The sequence below is a fragment of the Chloroflexus sp. MS-CIW-1 genome, from assembly GCF_030444705.1.
Lineage (GTDB): Bacteria > Chloroflexota > Chloroflexia > Chloroflexales > Chloroflexaceae > Chloroflexus.
This window is the reverse complement of the sequence record NZ_JAUBWR010000001.1, coordinates 663,528-680,953: the sequence shown is the minus strand read 5'-3', so window position 1 is coordinate 680,953 and position 17,426 is coordinate 663,528. Positions and strand designations below refer to the sequence as shown.

Below are 17,426 nucleotides of genomic sequence, written 5' to 3'. Positions count from 1 at the left end.
ACTGTTCGGATATGCAGCTTTAACTCTATCAAAAGCACGACGGCGTAACAACTTCCACAGGAGGAAACCAAATGAAGTCGTTCAAATTATTGTTCGTCAGTATCATGCTTATGCTGGCCGCGGTTCTCAATGCGGCTTGTGGGAGCAGCCCGTCAACACCATCGGCTCAACCTACGACCGCTCCAGCAAGTGAACCAACCCAGGCCGTTGCTCCTACTCAGGCTTCTGCTCCAACCCAATCTGCCGCGAGCAGTCGCACGAAGATACGCTGGTTTGTTGGCCTTGGCGCCGGTTCTGACGAAGGTGCCATCCCGGCCCAGAATGCGTTCGTCGAACGATTCAACGCCAGTCAGGATAAGATTGAACTGGTCATCGAGATCGTTGACAACAACGTTGCCTTCGACACCCTGGCTACCCAGATTGCTGCCGGTAACGCACCATGTGTCGTCGGACCAGTTGGTATCCGGGGACGTGACAGCTTTAAAGGCGCCTGGCTCGATCTTCAACCACTGATCGATAAGTACAACTACGATCTGAGTGATTTCGATCCAAACCTGATCAAGTTCTATCAGGTAAAGGAAGAAGGTCAGCTCGGTATTCCGTTTGCCATCTTCCCTTCATTTATCATCTACAACAAAGACCTGTTTGACGAGGCAGGATTACCGTACCCGCCAGCCGAGCATGGTGCGCCCTGGGTTGATGAGAATGGTGTCGAACACGAGTGGAATATCGAGACCCTCACCGAACTCGCGAAGAAGCTGACCGTTGATGCCAACGGTAATGATGCGACATCTCCAAATTTTGATCCCCAGAAGATTGTGCAGTTCGGCTGGATGAACCAGTGGACTGACCCACGTGGGATCGGAACCTTCTTCGGCCCTGGCTCACTGGTGGATGAGAAGGGGAATGCTCAGATTCCTGATCACTGGAAAGCGGCGTGGAAGTGGACTTACGATGGTTGGTGGAAAGACTGGTTTATTCCTAATGGTCCTTACGGTGGTGCTGATTTCCTGCAAGGTCCGGGTGGTCCGTTCTCATCGGGTAATCTGGCGATGATCCACATCCATATGTGGTATGTCGCGCCGTGGGCACTGGGTAATGTCGATTTCGACTGGAATCTGGCAGCCACACCAAGCTACAACGGCACTATCACGGCGAAAATGCACGCCGACACCTTTGGTATCCTGAAAGGATGCCCCTACCCCGATGCTGCGTTCGAGGTTCTGAGCCATATGCTCAGCGCCGAGCATGCCAGCGAACTCCTGACTATCTACGGTGGCATGCCAGCCCGGCTCTCACTCCAGCCCAACTATTTCCAGGAATACAACAAAACGAGCTTCCCCAATAAGACCGACATCAACTGGGATGTCGTGGTAGAAGCAATGAAATACGCCGATAACCCCAACCACGAGAGCTGGATGCCTAGTTTCCAAGAGACAACCGACCGCTACAACGAGTTCTGGAACTACCTTGCCAACACTCCAGATGCCGATTTTGAGGCCGAAGTAGCGAAACTCAAAGCCGATCTGCAAAAAATCTTTGACGCGGCGAAGTAGTTCACACGATCACTAGTAGAACCATCGGTCCTCCACCGATGACAGGACCGATGGTTCGTTCAGGAAGGGGTTACTATGGCAATCGTTCCCGATCTGAGTGGCGCACTGCGTAGTAGTATCGGTAAAGCAAAACGCCGCAAACTAAGCCAACTCGAAAAGAAAGAGATGCGCTGGGGTTTGATGTTCATCAGTCCATGGATCATCGGATTTCTGGCCTTCTATCTGCTGCCGATGATCGCCTCCTTCGGCTTTTCGCTCTACGATTTTAACCCGGCAATACCCGATCAGGCGCGATTCATTGGTTTTGCGAACTGGCAACGGGCACTGTTTCAAGATGCAGAAGTATGGCGTTCATTGCGCCGTACCATCCACTTTGCCGCTATTTCACTGCCGATCTCACTCCTTTTTGCGCTCTTCCTGGCTATTCTGCTCAATTCTGAAAACGTTCTCGGCCGCAGCATCTACCGTACTCTCTTTTATATGCCGACGATGATCCCGCTGGTCGCGACTGTTCTGATCTGGAATGGTGTTCTGAATGAACAGACCGGTTGGATTAACGTCATCATCGAACGATTAACCGGGATTCGCGCTACCGGCACCCAAGGGCTTCGCTGGCTGGCTGACCCCAATCTGGTCTACTATGCGTACACCTTGTTCGGGCTATGGGGGGTTGGGAACGCAATGATTATTTTCCTGGCCGGACTCCAGGGGATACCGAAAGAGTTGTATGAAGCCGCCGAAATTGATGGCGCCAATTGGTTGCAACGGTTGATCTTCATTACCATTCCGCTCCTAACGCCGGTCATTTTCTATCAACTGGTGCTGGGAGTCATCGGCTCGTTACAATATTTCCTCGCTCCTTTTGTGCTTAATAACGGCACCGGCTTCCCCGAAGGTATGACTCGCTTCTTCATGGTCTACTTCTATAAGCAATCATTCACCTTCTTCAGCATGGGATACGGAGCGACACTAGCCTGGTTAATGCTGATCATTGCCATGATCATTACCATTGTGCTTTTCGGTACTGCACGTTATTGGGTCTTTTACACGACGGAGGAACGGTGATGGTACACGCCCAACGCGCCCCGATGCGCACCCTGTCAAAGAGTGCTCGCACGATGATTGCCCGGATCGTTCTTACCGGACTCACTCTGTTCGTGCTTGGTCTCTTTCTCATTCCGATGGTGTACGGGATCACGACCGCGGTGAAGACTGATAATCAGATCGCTGAAACCGGTGCACCGTGGTGGCCAGCCACTAAAAAGACCTTCGAGTACGAAGGGAAACGCTACGATGTATACCTTGTGCCGATCGATGGCGAGCTGCGCGAACTGGCCCTGTACCGTCCTGGGCGACAGAGCAGCCTCTTTCTCGATCCTGAAAATCCGGCAGCCGGCCCGATTGAGTGGCAGGGCCAGTGGCGTCAATTAGAACGAACCTGGGTCCTTGATATTCAGTGGAGCAACTTCGAGCGGGCCTGGAATACCATCAATTTTCCCAATCTGCTCCGCAATACCATCACCTATACCGGGATCACAACCTTTGGCGCTGTATTATCGGCAGCCCTGGTTGCCTACGGGTTTGCTCGCTTCCGTATTCCGGGGAAGCAAATCCTCTTTATGATTATGCTCTCAACCGTTATTTTGCCCGGTGCAGTCACCCTTATTCCTACCTATTTCGTCTTCCTCCAGATCGGATGGGTAGGAACCTGGCTACCGCTGATTGTACCGGCCTTTTTCTCTTGGGGTACAAATGTTTTCTTGCTCCGTCAATTCTTCCTCTCGATCCCACGTGACCTTGAAGAAGCGGCGATGATCGATGGCGCCAGTCCGTTGCGTATTTTCTACTCAATCATTCTACCAATGTCACGCCCGGCGCTCACGGCAGTTGCCCTCTTCCATTTCTTCTGGGCCTGGAATGATTTCTTTGGACCGTTAATTTATCTGGCCGGTCATCCTGATAAGTTCCCTATCACAGTTGGCCTCACCGCGTTTAACAATCTGTATTCACAGTCAACCAATCTCATCCAGGCTGCATCATTGATCTCGGCGGTCATCCCGATTATTGTCTTCTTCTTTGCCCAGCGCATTTTCCTTGAAGGGGTCGTGATCAGTAATCTTGAGAAGTAGGCGAACTATGCGCGTCCAGCGTTATATCTATCTCTTCCTGCTTTCGTTTGTCATTAGTGCATGCGGCGGGCAATCGGCCGTCTCTCCCTCGCCAACGTCGGCTATCGAGACCTACCGCGATCCGGCAGCACCGATTGCAGCACGTGTCGATGATTTGCTCCGGCGCATGACACTAGCCGAGAAGATTGGTCAGATGACCCTGATCGAAAAGAATAGTCTAACCCCTGATCAGGTTCGTGAACTGGCAATTGGCGGGGTGCTAAGCGGTGGTGGCGGCTACCCGCAGCACGAGAACTCACCGGCGGCCTGGGCAGCGATGGTCAACGAATTTCAGCATGCAGCCCTCAGCACCCGCCTCGGTATTCCGATTCTATATGGCGCCGATGGTGTTCATGGTCATAATAATCTTTACGGTGCCGTTATTTTCCCGCACAACATCGGCCTGGGTGCCGCGAATGATCCGCTCCTTGTAGAACAGATCGGGCGAGTGACCGCGCTTGAAATGGCGGCTACCGGTGTGTTCTGGAACTATGCGCCGGGCGTTATGGTCCCGCAAGACGTGCGTTGGGGGCGCACCTACGAAGGGTATGCCGAGCGTCCCGAGCACGTTGCCAGTCTAGCCAGTGCCTTTCTCCGTGGTTTACAGGCTTCTGACATTGTTGCTCCAAACCGCGTCATCGGTACCCCAAAACACTATCTTGGTGATGGTGGAACACGATGGGGATCATCAACGACCGAGAATTATCAACTCGATCAAGGGGAGACGCTTGGCGACGAGGCCTTCTTGCGGGCAGTGCATCTCTCACCGTACCGGGCAGTGATCGCGGCAGGGGCCCAGGTCATCATGGCTTCATATTCGAGCTGGAATGGGCAGAAGATGCACGCTAGCTCCTACTGGATCAATGAGGTACTTAAGCAGGAATTGGGCTTCACCGGTTTTGTGGTTTCTGATTGGGCTGCCATCGATCAGATTAACGCCGACTACGATCAGGCCGTTATCACCGCGATCAATGCCGGCATCGATATGAACATGGTGCCGTATGATGCGCAACGGTTTATTACGTCGCTCACACGGGCGGTCGAAGCCGGTGTGGTGAGTGAGGAACGAATTAACGATGCGGTACGACGCATTCTGACGGTTAAGTTGACCATAGGGTTATTTGAACAGCCGTTTGCCCATACCGATTTGTTCGATCAGATCGGTAGTGTCCAACATCGCCAACTGGCGCGGACGGCAGTAGCGAAATCAATGGTGCTCTTGAAAAACGATAACAATCTGCTTCCCCTCCCAAAAGATATTGGTCATCTGTACATCGGTGGGCAGGCCGCTGACGATCTTGGCATTCAGGCTGGGGGGTGGACGATAGAATGGCAGGGACGCACCGGCGCAATTATACCTGGCACAACGATACTGGGAGGGATTCAGGCAGCCGTCTCACCAGAAACCCTGATCGAATACAATCCTCACGGTCGTTTTACCGGTGATCCAGGGGCGGCCGATGCCGTCTGTATTGCTGTTGTCGGTGAGTTACCGTATGCCGAGGGGCGTGGCGATAGCGCCAGCCTGAGTTTACCACCTGCCGAGAATCGGGTGTTGCGACGTATGGAAGAAGCGTGTCACCGATTACTCGTTGTGTTGGTGTCTGGCCGACCACTGCTTGTAACCGACGATCTGCCAAAGTGGGATGCGTTGGTTGCGGCATGGTTGCCCGGTAGTGAAGGGGCTGGCGTTGCTGATGTGCTCTTTGGTGATCAACCGTTCCAAGGCCGCTTGCCGGTAACCTGGCCGCGCGACCTCGATCAACTACCGCTGGGGAGCGGTGATGGTCAACCGCTCTTTCCCTACGGTTTCGGGCTAACCCCGTAACAATATGCTGGCGCTGTGAGTGACCGGTAAATCGGAAACAGAACTGGAACAGGTAGAAGACTGTGCGACGGCCATTATTTCGTATCATAACCCACTGTATGATCTGCTCAGGGATCATCACTCTGCTCCTGATGGGTTGTTCGACCTCTACTCCGTCCGCTTCGGTACCTGCAGAACCGATACCGACGGTATCACCGTGGATACTGGTCTGGAGTGATGAATTTGACGGCGAGACACTGAACAGCCGTAACTGGTTGTTCGATAAGGGGGCTGGCGGTTGGGGGAATAACGAGTGGCAATACTACACCGACCGGCCAGAAAATGTACGTATCGAGAACGGAGTTCTGAACATCGAAGCCCGCAACGAAGAGTATCTGGCGTGGAAATACACTTCTGCCCGCATTAAAACCCATTATCTCCAGAGCTGGACGTATGGCCGTATTGAGGCCCGGATAAAATTACCGGTTGGCGGTAAAGGCGTTTGGCCTGCCTTCTGGATGTTGGGCGAAAACGTTGCCACTGCCCGCTGGCCAAGATGCGGCGAGATTGACATCATGGAGAATATTGGTAACCCTACCACCGTGTACGGTACGGTGCATGGCCCCGGCTATGCCGGTAATAAGGCGATTTCCAAGGCATTTGTCAGCCCGGTTGATCTATCTGCTGATTTCCACATCTACGCTGTTGAGTGGGAAGCAGACGAGATTCGTTGGTACGTAGACGATCAGCTCTACCACACGGTACGGCGCGATCAAGTACCAGGTGAATGGGTCTTTGACCATCCCTTTTTCATTATTCTCAATCTGGCCGTGGGTGGTAACTGGCCGGGGTATCCCGACGAAACGACTATCTTTCCCCAGTAGCTCCAGGTTGACTATGTTCGGGTCTATCAAGCCGGTTCATGATTAGCCGGCCTAGCACGAGGAAAATTATGACGACTCATCTTGACACTGAGACATTGCTTGCTCAACTCACACTTGACGAGAAGATTGCGCTGTTGGCCGGCACCGATGCCTGGCACACGGTTGCTATTCCGCGGCTTGGGATTCCCGCCATCAAGGTTACCGATGGCCCAAACGGTGCACGGGGAAAAAGTCGTAATGGCATTCACACGTCGGCATGTTTTCCGGTAGGCATCGCGATGGGTGCGACATGGAATCCGGAACTGGTGCGTCAGATCGGTGAAGCCCTCGCCGAAGAGACCAGGGATAAAGGGGCACATATCTTACTGGCGCCAACCGTCAATATTCATCGTTCACCCCTGGCCGGGCGCAATTTTGAGTGTTTTTCCGAAGACCCCTACCTGACCGGTATCATGGCTTCGGCCTACATTAGCGGGCTGCAAAGTCGTGGCATCGGTGCGTGTATCAAGCACTTTGTCTGCAACGATTCAGAATTTGAGCGGTTTAGCATGAGTTCAGATGTTGGCGAACGGGCACTCCGCGAAATCTATCTGCGACCATTCGAGATGGCAATACAGCGTGCTCGCCCCTGGGCGCTTATGTCGGCGTACAATCGTATCAACGGCGTTTGGGCTAGCGAGAATCGTCGTCTTCTCGTTGACATTTTGAAGGGGGAATGGCAGTTCGACGGCCTGGTCATGTCCGACTGGTACGGCACCTACAGCGAGCACGCTGTGAACAACGGCCTCGATCTGGAAATGCCCGGCCCGGCTCGCTGGCTCAGTCGCGAGCGAGTACTTTCAGCGCTGGAACGCGGTGCACTGAGCGAAGACGAACTCAACGATAAGGTACGGCGTCTCTTGCGGACGATAGAGCGGGTAGGTGGCTTCACGCACCCAATACCGGCTTCTGAACAGGCAAATGACCGACCGGCACATCGGGAGCTTATCCGACGAGCCGGTATCGAAGCGATTGTCCTGTTGAAGAATGACCGTCGCGTGTTGCCTCTCAACGCCGCTCAGCCGCAAACTATTGCCGTTATCGGCGCTAATGCTCACTGGGCGGCAATTATGGGGGGTGGCAGTTCCGAAGTAGCCCCCCATTATGTCGTGACACCGTTGCAGGGTATTCGGGCACGGGTTGGTGCACAGAGTGTGGTCGAATATGCAATGGGTTGTCCAATCTTTCGTCGGCTTCCAAACATCGAAACAACCTGGCTACGAGTTCCCGATAGTGATCAGCATGGCGCCCTGCTCGAATATTTCGCTCTTCCTGATCTCAAAGGTACACCGGTGTACCGTGAATATCTGCGCACCACGGAGGCGAGCTGGTTTGGCGATCAGGTTGAGGAATTACCAAACCCAACCTTCTCGACCCGCCTGAGCTGCGATCTGATACCGCCTCATAGTGGAAGCTACCGGCTTGGGCTGGCTTGTGTTGGTCAGGCCCGGCTCTGGCTGAACGGTGAACTGTTGATCGATCTGTGGAACAAGGCCCTGATGGACGGTAGTGATAAACGCCATACTGTGAGCCTGGAGGCTGGTCGGCGTTATCGGCTTACAGTAGAGTTCCGTTGGCCTGAAGCTGGTAACTGGCGCGGCTGGCAGGTTGGCCTGTTGGCCGAGAGCGAGCACGATCCGATTGAAGAGGCGGTTACGCTGGCAGCCCGCTCGGATGTAGCAATTGTGTTTGCCGGTCTGACCAAAGAATGGGAAAGCGAAGGGTTTGATCGCAGCGATATGGAGCTACCTGGCCGTCAGAATGAGCTGATCCACCGCGTTGCCACTGCCAATCCGAACACAATCGTGGTTCTCAACGCCGGCTCACCGCTCAGTATGCCCTGGCTAAGCGAGGTAGCCGCAGTTGTACAGGCCTGGTATGGCGGGCAAGAGGCTGGCAATGCCATTGCCGATGTGCTGTTCGGGCTTGCCGATCCAGGTGGGCGGTTACCAACCACTTTCCCCAAACGACTTGCTGATAATCCAGCCTACATCAATTATCCTGGTGAAAACGGGCATGTGCTTTACGGCGAAGGGTTGTTTGTCGGCTATCGCTATTACGACCGCAAAGGGGTAGACCCACTCTTTCCATTTGGGTTCGGTCTCAGTTATACCGAATTCGCTTATGAGAATATCCGTCTTTCCACAGACACCATTCGTACCGATGAAACACTGACTGTCAGCGTTGATATTACCAACATTGGTGCGCGCACTGGAACGGAAGTAGTACAACTGTATATCCACGATAACGTAGCCCGGCTGACCCGTCCCGACAAAGAGTTAAAAGGGTTTGCCAAGATCGAGTTGCAACCCGGATCGACCACTACCGTAACATTTACCATTGATCGGGAGGCGCTGAGTTACTACGATCCGGCTATACCTGGTTGGGTCGCCGAGCCAGGTGAGTTCACCGTATTGGTCGGACGGTCGGCTACCGATATTCGGTTGAGTGCAACATTTCAACTGGTAGCAGGGGAAGCCTGAACAACCACCGGTGCAGCGATAGCGCAGGTAGAGTTAAGAGGGTCTTACCCCGTTCTTTCCCTACCCAACCGTAGTACTGGGGAAGATAGAGGTTAGGAGTGAAAGGCAGGGGCGAGTTCCAAACTCGCCCCTGCCGTAATGATGAGACGTGATGCGTACTGATTGCTCGTCTTTGTTCAGGCAGTTGCCATTGCCGCCTTTTGCTTGGCCTTCTCCTCTTCAACCAGCACCCGGCGCAGCACCTTCCCAACTAGCGTCTTCGGTAGCTCACTACGGAACTCGACCTCACGCGGCACTTTATACGGCGCAAGGTGCAACTTGCAGAACTCTTTGATCTCTTCAGCGGTTGGGTTCTCGCCCGGCTTAGGCACGATAAAAGCCTTCACCGTATCATCACCACGCTGCGGATGCGGTATTCCCACCACCACTGCTTCCATCACCTTGGGGTGCATGAAGAGCACTTCCTCGACATCGCGGGGCAACACCTTCAGACCACCCACGTTGATCATGTCCTTCTTGCGGTCAACGATGTAGAAGTAGCCGTCTTTATCAACACGAGCAATATCGCCGGTATGCAGCCAACCATCGGCATCAATGGTTTGGGCGGTTTCTTCGGGACGTTGCCAGTACCCCTTCATCACCTGCGGCCCACGTACACACAACTCACCGGTCGCCTCACTTCCCGGTTCGATCTCTAGACCGGTATCGAGATCGATCACCTTTGCTTCCGTATCCGGCAGCGGAATCCCAATACTTCCGGCGCGTCGCTCACCGAACACCGGGTTGCAGTGGGTAACCGGGCTAGCCTCAGTCATCCCGAAGCCTTCAACCAGCCGACCACCGGTAAGCTGACCAAACTTCTCCTGAACCTCCATTGGTAACGGAGCCGACCCGCTGAGACACGCCTTCACACTGCGCAGATCATACTCGTTAACCTTCGGATGGTTGATAATACCGATATACATGGCCGGTACGCCGGGGAAGAGCGTACAACGCTCACGCTGAATCACGTTCATCACGTTATCGATAGGCCGTGGACTGGGCACAATCACAATCTCGGCGCCAAGATGAATGCTATACAGCATAGCTACTGTCATCCCGTAGACGTGGAAGAAGGGAATAGCTGCCATCATCTTCTCGGCGCCAGGTTCGCCACGTGGCAGCCATGCCGCGATTTGCAACGTGTTGGCGACCAGGTTGCGGTGAGTCAACATAGCGGCCTTGGGCAAACCGGTTGTACCACCAGTGTACTGGAAGAGGGCCACATCGTCTGGTGACAGATTTACCTTTGGCGGAGTAGGACCATACTTTTCAAGCAAGTGCTGGAAGAAGAAGATGTCTTGCTCTGGCATGACCTCAACCCATTCAGGAGTCTTCTTCTGGGCACTCTTCACCAGCAGATTCGAGGGGAAACCCAGCGTATCGAAGACATGCGCTACAATGACTCGCTTCACCGGAGTCTCGGCGCGTACTTCTCGCAAACGCGGCCAGAAGATATTAAGCAAGACGATAGTTTCAGCTCCTGAGTCGTGCAACTGATGTTGCAATTCGCGCCCGGTGTAGGTCGGGTTCGTATTGACAACAATTGCCCCTAACCGCATACAGGCGAAAAAGGTGATGACATAATGCGGCGAATTAGGCAACATAATCGCCACCCGATCACCCTTGCGCACCCCAAGCTGATAGAGCGCCGTTGCCATCCGGTCAACTTTTTCGTTTAACTGCCGATAGGTGAGCTTGCCACCAACCGTAAAGCGCCCGCCTAGGAGATAGCGTAAAACGAAATTTGTTGCAGTGTGATCGGCGTAGGTCTTGGCGCTGTTGCTCAACATATCATTGAGCGTGATGTCAGGATACGTCAGCGTCTTTGGTACGCCCGGTTCATAGTACGACAACCAAATCTTTTCCAAGTGGCACCTCCTTGTGCTTTGATCGGGTAGCGATCATTGATTTACCGGATACTTTTACGATGAAGAAGACAACGTTTCATCGTAGAACCAGATTGGCAACCCTTCCCCTCGCCCCCTTCTGCGCTCAAGAGAGCAGCGAAAGGGGGAGGGTTCCGCCTACACATCGTCGCGTAGCCAGCCTCGCTCGCGAGCGATAAACTTGATTGTAGCATCATCTGGTGGATACAGACCGGCAGCCTGATATGCATAGGCCAAAAGTGCTGCACCACCAATTAACCCGATAATAAGCCCCAGGATGAAGGTAAAGGCACCAAATACCTGTTTCATAGAACCTCCCCGTGTCTATTCCCATGCTGATTGGGGAAATACACTTCGATTGTACCACATTTTAACGTCGTTGGAAGTGGATCGGTTATAATAAGGCTATCACGATGTTGCTCATTTCCAACATACCACATCATCACCGTTCTCTGGTCGCAAAGATCGTTCCCATCAAGGCCTACCTATCGATTACTGACGAATGATGACTAAGTTTAAGGAGTTGACCCATGGCCAAAGTAAAGATGACGCGAGGCAAATTTAACGGGATTCAAGCTTGTGCAGATGCTAACGGCATTATTGCCGCAGCGGCAATGGATCAGCGCGGTTCATTGAAGAAGGCGATTGCTAAAGCCCGTGGCGCCGAAGCAACGAGCGAAGATTTAACCGCGTTCAAAACGGCCGTTACCCGCATTTTGACGCGCTATGCCAGTGCCATTTTGATGGATCCCGAATATGGGTTACCGGCCATTGCGCAACGTGCGCCGGGTACCGGTGTGTTGCTGGCTTATGAAAAGACCGGCTACGATGCCTCGGTACGCGGACGTCTGCCCGATCTGCTCGATACCTGGAGCGTGCGACGCCTGAAGGAGGCCGGCGCGGATGCGATCAAGATTCTCCTTTATTACAATCCCTTTGATGATGCGGCAATCAATGATGTAAAGCACGCTTTCATCGAACGAGTCGGCGCGGAGTGTGCGGCAAACGATATTCCATTCTTCCTCGAGCCTATTGCTTATGACGATACGGTTGGTGATGAGAAGAGCTTTGAATTCGCGTTGGTCAAACCAAAGTACGTGACTGCGTACATGGCTGAGTTCTCCAAGCCACATTACGGTGTTGATGTGCTGAAGGTGGAAGTGCCGGTGAATGTGAAGTTTGTTGAGGGTATGCGCGTTTTTAGCGGCCAGAAAGCGTACAGTCGCGAAGAGGCCAAAGAGTACTTCCGCCAGGCCGCCGATGCCGCTCGTAAACCCTTTATCTATCTGAGCGCCGGTGTTTCTGATGAGGTGTTCCGCGAGACGCTCGAACTGGCCGCCGAGGCCGGTACACCATTCGCTGGTGTCTTGTGCGGACGCGCAACCTGGCAAGATGGTATTCCGGTCTACGCGCAGCAGGGCCTCAGCGCGCTCGAAGCGTGGTTGGAAGATCGTGGTGTCGCCAATATTACCGCGCTAAATGAAACACTAGCGAAGGGTGCCAAGCCGTGGTGGACGATCTACGGCGGTTTGGATAATATCGAGATCGTAGACCTGCCAGCCCTGCATTAGTTTCTTGCCCTTCAGCCGACGCCCCTGCTGAGAGCCTGATCAAAACCACGGGTTTCTGATCAGGCTCTTTTGTTTGCAAGCGGTACGACCGCGAAGGAATGACGCATCCGTCGTCTTTTCCTTATCACCGGCTAGCGGTTTGTCGGGTTGTTGTGCCGTAGATAGTTTTGCAATTCACAACTACTGAATAACTGTTGATAATGGATTGACAACTAATCGGCCCTGGTCAATGATCAACTGATCGTCAACATGAAGGTTGGCCGCACCGATGACGAAGTCAAGCTGGTAGGGTACGGCATTCGCTCCACCGTGATACCGGTTCTCGCCAAAGGTAATTCGTAGCGTCCCTTGCACATGCTGGTCAACCATCGGCCAACCAAGGGGCTGAGATAAACGCGGATTAAGACCGATCCCGATATACCTGATCCGACGCGCAGTACTTTCGTAACGGTCGAAGAGTTCAAGCAGACGTTCGGCGCCGCTCGCTGCTTCGATCTGTGTTACCCGACCACCATTCAGGTGGAGATGCGCAGCGCGAGCCGGCCCCGCAACCGGCAAAAAGAGATCACCTTCAGCACTCTCTGCGATGACGGTGGTATACACTGATCCAGAAGGCAGGTAACTGATGATTGGATCCGCTTCACCAACAGGTACTGCTATACGTCCCGTATCGCATAGCCATAACCGATCATCACGGCGGAGATGTAATTCGTATCCAGGCCCAGTGCTGATAGTGATGGTTGAGGTCCTGTTCAGCACCGGTACGAGCTGATCGGTGATTGTCTGTAGTTCATTCGATGAAACCAACAATGCCGGCATCATGCGCAATTCCAGATCTTCGTGGCTCAATCCCAATTGGGCTGCTTTGCCAATCGTTGGAATGGCCGCAATGATCTGCGGGATGCGTCGAGTGGCGCGAATCTGCTCCAGACGGTTATACGCCGTGCCAAAAGCGTGTAATGCCTCATCTGTCATCTGTGACATGTTCGGATAAGCACCGACGAGGAGCAGCGAACGATCAACCTGATGTAACCATTCAGCGTATCGCCGACCACGGGTGGCGAGTGTATCTGGTGATGCCGTTACTAGCAACCGTTCAACCTGCTGAGCCGGCAGAATAGAGACGAGCGGTTCAGCCCCAACACTTTCAAGCGCCAACAAGACGGCATGGAGCAATCGTTGATTACCTGCCTCATCCCGTACCTCGATCAATTCACCGCGTTGGGCGCCCAGTGCGTCAACCAGTCGTCGTGCCAGTTGATCCCAAAGACTCTCGATCATGGTCTGCCCCTTATAGTAATGGAATGTACTGATAGTTTGGTGGCACGAAGAAGCTCCCTTCGGTTACCCCCTGTGGCGCACACTGACGCAAGCGGCGCCCTAACTCAGCGGCACTGATGTCGTTGTGGAGATAAGCAAGGAATGCCTTACTTACCGCCATCACCTGATCAGCCGATTCGTGTACAAATTCTAGCCGGTAATGCGCAATACCGGCAGCACGCCAGCGATCAATGTATTTACTCGCTTCCTGGGCTTCAGCACCAAATACCGTATTGCGACAACCGACATCGGCAATCACTGGATGGACACGTCCCTCCGTATCACGGAGTGCCACACGATGCCGTTCACACGGGCGTCCACAATCTTTGTAGCTGGTGCCGGTCGACAGAAAACGACAGAAAACACAGTGTTCAGTATGAAAGACCGGCAGATGGTGGTAGGCAATGACTTCAATACGACCGCCGCCAATCCGCTCGGCCAGATGAGCGATCTGTTCGGCGTTGAGGTCGTGGGTTGGAGTCAAGCGTTGTAATCCCAGGCCAAGCAGTAGATCGGCTGTGAGGATGTTAGCCGCATTCAGACTGAAATCACCGGTGAGTTCGAGCGCGGGATCATCACGCAGCAGCTCGAGCAGACCGGTTGAACGTACCAGCAGGGGAGCGTTTAGTTTGCGCAGAAACCGTACTACTCGCTCATCTTCAGGCTTGAGAATGCGTGGCGCTGCAATTCGGGCAGGAATACCGGCATCACGAATCTGGGCCAGTGCCGGTTTCAACCCTTCAAGATCAAGATAATCAAGCGTAATACTGGCCGGACGCAGGGCAATCGCCGCCGCCAGTTGTTCAGGAGAGCGAACCAAGAGGTGCAGATGAAGAACATCAGCGGGTGCTGTCGGTGTAACAGCCGTAAGCCATTCGTCTAATACCTGCTCTGGTTCACGAATCGTATACGTCGGTGGTTGACCCTGTAATGCTGCCAGCGCTGTTGTCGCCTGACGTCGTAATTGATTAAGCAGCGATACCGGTACAAAGGGGTTCCCCTCAATCTGGGCAGTCAGTTCGGCCAGCAGGTAGGGAGTATCACCTAACCGACCTAACTGTTCACGCAGCATTGATTCGTCGAGTGGGCGATGTTGAGCTGGTGTCAAAGGAGACTCGCTGCGCACCGTTACACACAACGTCGGCTGTTCAATCAGTGTCCAGCGCAGTTCAAGAGCATTCCCGACACGTGCCTGCACATCAACGCGCACCGGTTGACGGCGTACCGGTGCGGCTGGTTGCACGAAGGGGCGGGCGATACGCTCTGTATGCGGATCGGCAGTGCGCCACAGCAGATCACCAACACGAATACGACGTGGATTGATCGCACCTTTAACAAATCGGATTGCCAGCAGACCGTCGCCGACCGCTTCAACGGCCACGATTCGTCCACCCTCCTCTGGTTCTTCGGGGCTACGCCAGTCGGCTGCATCAAACACCACTCCATCACCAGGTTTAAGCGGAGCTGCCTCACGGCCAGGCTCAGGCTCAATAATGATGACATCAGGACGTACTCGAACGACGCGCCCCATCAGTAATCCGCGATGGCGAGGCGCACGCCCCTTGACGACTGCCTGATGATTCGTCCCGTGTAGAAAATGTGGTCCCAACCCACGTGAGTAGACCTGTTCGAGGTGCAGACGGTCGGCGATAGTCAGATCAGGCGGTAAGCCAGCCCAGGCTGCATCGAGAGCACGTCGGTACATGTGGGTCGTAATCGCCACATATTCAGCATCTTTGTAGCGCCCTTCGATTTTAAGCGCACTAACACCGAGGTGGGCAATCGTTGCCATCTCATCAATCGCCGCCAAATCGCCCGGCGAGAGAAGATAGCGGGCAGCACCCAGGGGATGATGTCGTCCATCAACAATCAAATCGTAAGGCAGCCGGCAAGCCTGAGCACACTGACCACGGTTGGCACTGCGCCCACCCCACGCCTCCGAAGAAAAGCACTGGCCGGAATACGACACACACAGCGCGCCGTGTACGAACATCTCTAGCTCGATCGGACTCCGTGATCGAATAGCCGACACGTCCGCCAGTGACAACTCGCGGGCCAATACCACTCGTGCGACCCCATAGCGTGCAGCGAGCATGACCCCCTCGGCGCTGGTAATACTCATCTGCGTGCTGCCGTGGATCGGGAGATCAGGCACGATACGGCGCGCCAACGCTGCTACGCCGAGGTCTTGCACGATAATCGCATCAGCACCGGCAGCAGCAATTTCGGCCAGTGCCGTGGCCGCTGCTCGTAGCTCGTGATCAAACACCAGCGTGTTGAAGGTTACATAACCCTTCACCCCCCGCCGATGGAGCGTCTTCATCACCTCCGGTAGTTCACTCAGGCTAAACCCTACCTTAGCCCGCGCCGTGAAATGGGTAAGCCCAAAATAGACTGCATCCGCTCCGGCTTCGATAGCGGCATGCAGTTGTGGCCAATAACCGGCTGGGCTCATAATTTCGGGTTTACGCATATTCCTGCTCACTTCTGTAGGCTGTTCTTGTTCAAGCACCTGCAAACCGTCGCCGATGAAACGATTGCGCATAATCGTTGCTTCTCGCACCCAGGCTAGCCATCAGATTTCAGGTGCGGTGAATTTTGAAAATCGACAGATACATATTTGTGGCGTAGCCACAATGACGACAATGATAACCATCAAGCCCTACTTTGCGACTCACCCCGTGCTGGCGATCAATGAGGGTCGCATGGCACATCGGGCAGCGCGTAGCCTGATTCGCTTCCTGACCGTAGATAAACTGCAACCCACCCTCGTGCCCAATCCGACGCGCTCGCATTGTCGCTGCGGCTGTTTCACTGCCGGCATCACCTGGTAACACGTGCCACGGCGTTGCTTCACCGAGCGTCGTCTTTATCCAATCAACCAGATCGCGCAGCTCATCGGGATGATCGTTGACACCATGGTGAATACGAGTGGTAATTTCAATGTGACACTTCCAGCGGTGGTACGCCTCTTCCGCGAAACGTAAAATCTGGCGCCACTCGCTGATACCACCTAATCGGTGATATGCGTGATCTGAGAAGCCTCGCAGATCGAGACTGATGCCGTTTAGATATGGACCAAGTTCACTCAACGCTTCTAGACTGAGCATGCCACTCGTGACGATGGCCGTATAACGGCTGGCAGCACGGCTCAGTTGGAGCAAGGCCAACAGGTATTCAAAGTTCACCGCTGGCTCAGCAAATGCCCACACTATTCCTCGACAAAGTCGCTCAAGCGCGAAATCAGCAGCGCGCTGCGGATCAAGCCGCCGCTGCTTCGACGGATCGGTTGGTAGTGCACCGTAAGGCCCTCGCTGTTGGTCGAGTGGGAGCGCATACCCCCACCCTCCAATTGCTAGTACGGTTGTATCAGGAAAAAAATGCCAGAGCCGGTAATCTTCTATTGGGCCAATAGCAGCGCCGCTAATCAGCCCGTGATTCAGCAGCTCGATCCCTTCGGCCCGACCTATCCGCATCTGACAGCGGCCAATCTCACCCGGCGCCAATGTACAACGCCACTGGCAAGCCAGACACTGATATGTATTGTCAGCAAGCGGCTGCGCTAATGTAGCCAGCGATGACATATCCTCTTTGCCTCTCTTACTGCTCGGCCGTCACGTCTTCCTACTGGCAATTTGCCATATCTTCGAGTATAATGCCAGAGGCAGCG

General features: G+C 54.0%; 12 protein-coding genes. 7 read left to right on the top strand and 5 right to left on the bottom strand.

All coding sequences use genetic code 11. From position 1 onward, the window contains the following. The first annotated feature begins 71 nt into the window (after nt 1-71). The 6 genes from QTO31_RS02700 to QTO31_RS02675 all read left to right on the top strand — a co-directional run bounded on the left by QTO31_RS02700 (nt 72) and on the right by QTO31_RS02675 (nt 8,937). Nucleotides 72-1,556 (top strand): ABC transporter substrate-binding protein, encoded by a 1,485-nt coding sequence (locus QTO31_RS02700; RefSeq protein WP_301428012.1) that lies wholly within the window; start codon nt 72-74, stop codon nt 1,554-1,556. Nucleotides 1,557-1,631: 75 nt separating this feature from the next. Next, the gene (locus tag QTO31_RS02695) at nt 1,632-2,621 is read left to right on the top strand and encodes a carbohydrate ABC transporter permease (RefSeq protein WP_301428011.1); all 990 of its coding nucleotides are present in this window, start codon (nt 1,632-1,634) and stop codon (nt 2,619-2,621) included. Beyond that, nucleotides 2,621-3,685: a carbohydrate ABC transporter permease gene (locus tag QTO31_RS02690; RefSeq protein ID WP_301428010.1), complete on the top strand. Its 1,065-nt coding sequence runs from the start codon at nt 2,621-2,623 to the stop codon at nt 3,683-3,685. Before QTO31_RS02695 ends, QTO31_RS02690 begins: the two co-directional genes overlap by 1 nt. 7 nt (nt 3,686-3,692) lie before the next feature. Next, entirely contained in the window at nt 3,693-5,552 is a 1,860-nt protein-coding gene (locus QTO31_RS02685) for a glycoside hydrolase family 3 protein (protein ID WP_301428009.1), read from the top strand. A 98-nt stretch (nt 5,553-5,650) separates the two neighbouring features. Further along, nucleotides 5,651-6,415 (top strand): family 16 glycosylhydrolase, encoded by a 765-nt coding sequence (locus QTO31_RS02680; RefSeq protein WP_411278398.1) that lies wholly within the window; start codon nt 5,651-5,653, stop codon nt 6,413-6,415. Between the two features lie 68 nt (nt 6,416-6,483). Further along, nucleotides 6,484-8,937, top strand: coding sequence for a glycoside hydrolase family 3 C-terminal domain-containing protein (locus tag QTO31_RS02675; protein ID WP_301428007.1), 2,454 nt, complete (start codon nt 6,484-6,486; stop codon nt 8,935-8,937). Nucleotides 8,938-9,113: 176 nt separating this feature from the next. On the opposite strand, the gene QTO31_RS02670 is transcribed toward QTO31_RS02675, so the two are convergent. Together QTO31_RS02670 and QTO31_RS02665 are read right to left on the bottom strand one after the other, a co-directional pair. Then, complete coding sequence (locus QTO31_RS02670; protein ID WP_301428006.1) at nt 9,114-10,847, bottom strand: long-chain-fatty-acid--CoA ligase; 1,734 nt, start codon at nt 10,845-10,847, stop codon at nt 9,114-9,116. A gap of 156 nt (nt 10,848-11,003) precedes the next feature. Then, nucleotides 11,004-11,174, bottom strand: a complete 171-nt coding sequence (locus QTO31_RS02665; protein WP_152555976.1) for a hypothetical protein — start codon at nt 11,172-11,174, stop codon at nt 11,004-11,006. Between the two features lie 221 nt (nt 11,175-11,395). Here QTO31_RS02665 and QTO31_RS02660 point away from each other — a divergent pair, with 221 nt between their 5' ends. Then, nucleotides 11,396-12,436 carry a tagatose 1,6-diphosphate aldolase gene (locus tag QTO31_RS02660; protein WP_301428005.1) on the top strand — a complete coding sequence of 347 codons (1,041 nt, stop codon included), beginning with the start codon at nt 11,396-11,398 and terminating at the stop codon, nt 12,434-12,436. A gap of 180 nt (nt 12,437-12,616) precedes the next feature. Here the strand turns inward: QTO31_RS02660 and QTO31_RS02655 are convergent, their stop codons facing one another. The 3 genes from QTO31_RS02655 to QTO31_RS02645 all read right to left on the bottom strand — a co-directional run bounded on the left by QTO31_RS02655 (nt 12,617) and on the right by QTO31_RS02645 (nt 17,340). Next, on the bottom strand, nt 12,617-13,717 hold the full coding sequence (locus QTO31_RS02655; RefSeq protein ID WP_301428004.1) for an aminopeptidase: 1,101 nt from the start codon (nt 13,715-13,717) through the stop codon (nt 12,617-12,619). Between the two features lie 10 nt (nt 13,718-13,727). Beyond that, nucleotides 13,728-16,229 (bottom strand): U32 family peptidase, encoded by a 2,502-nt coding sequence (locus QTO31_RS02650; RefSeq protein WP_367620630.1) that lies wholly within the window; start codon nt 16,227-16,229, stop codon nt 13,728-13,730. A gap of 109 nt (nt 16,230-16,338) precedes the next feature. Next, nucleotides 16,339-17,340 (bottom strand): radical SAM protein, encoded by a 1,002-nt coding sequence (locus QTO31_RS02645; RefSeq protein ID WP_031458006.1) that lies wholly within the window; start codon nt 17,338-17,340, stop codon nt 16,339-16,341. Between the last annotated feature and the right edge of the window lie 86 nt (nt 17,341-17,426).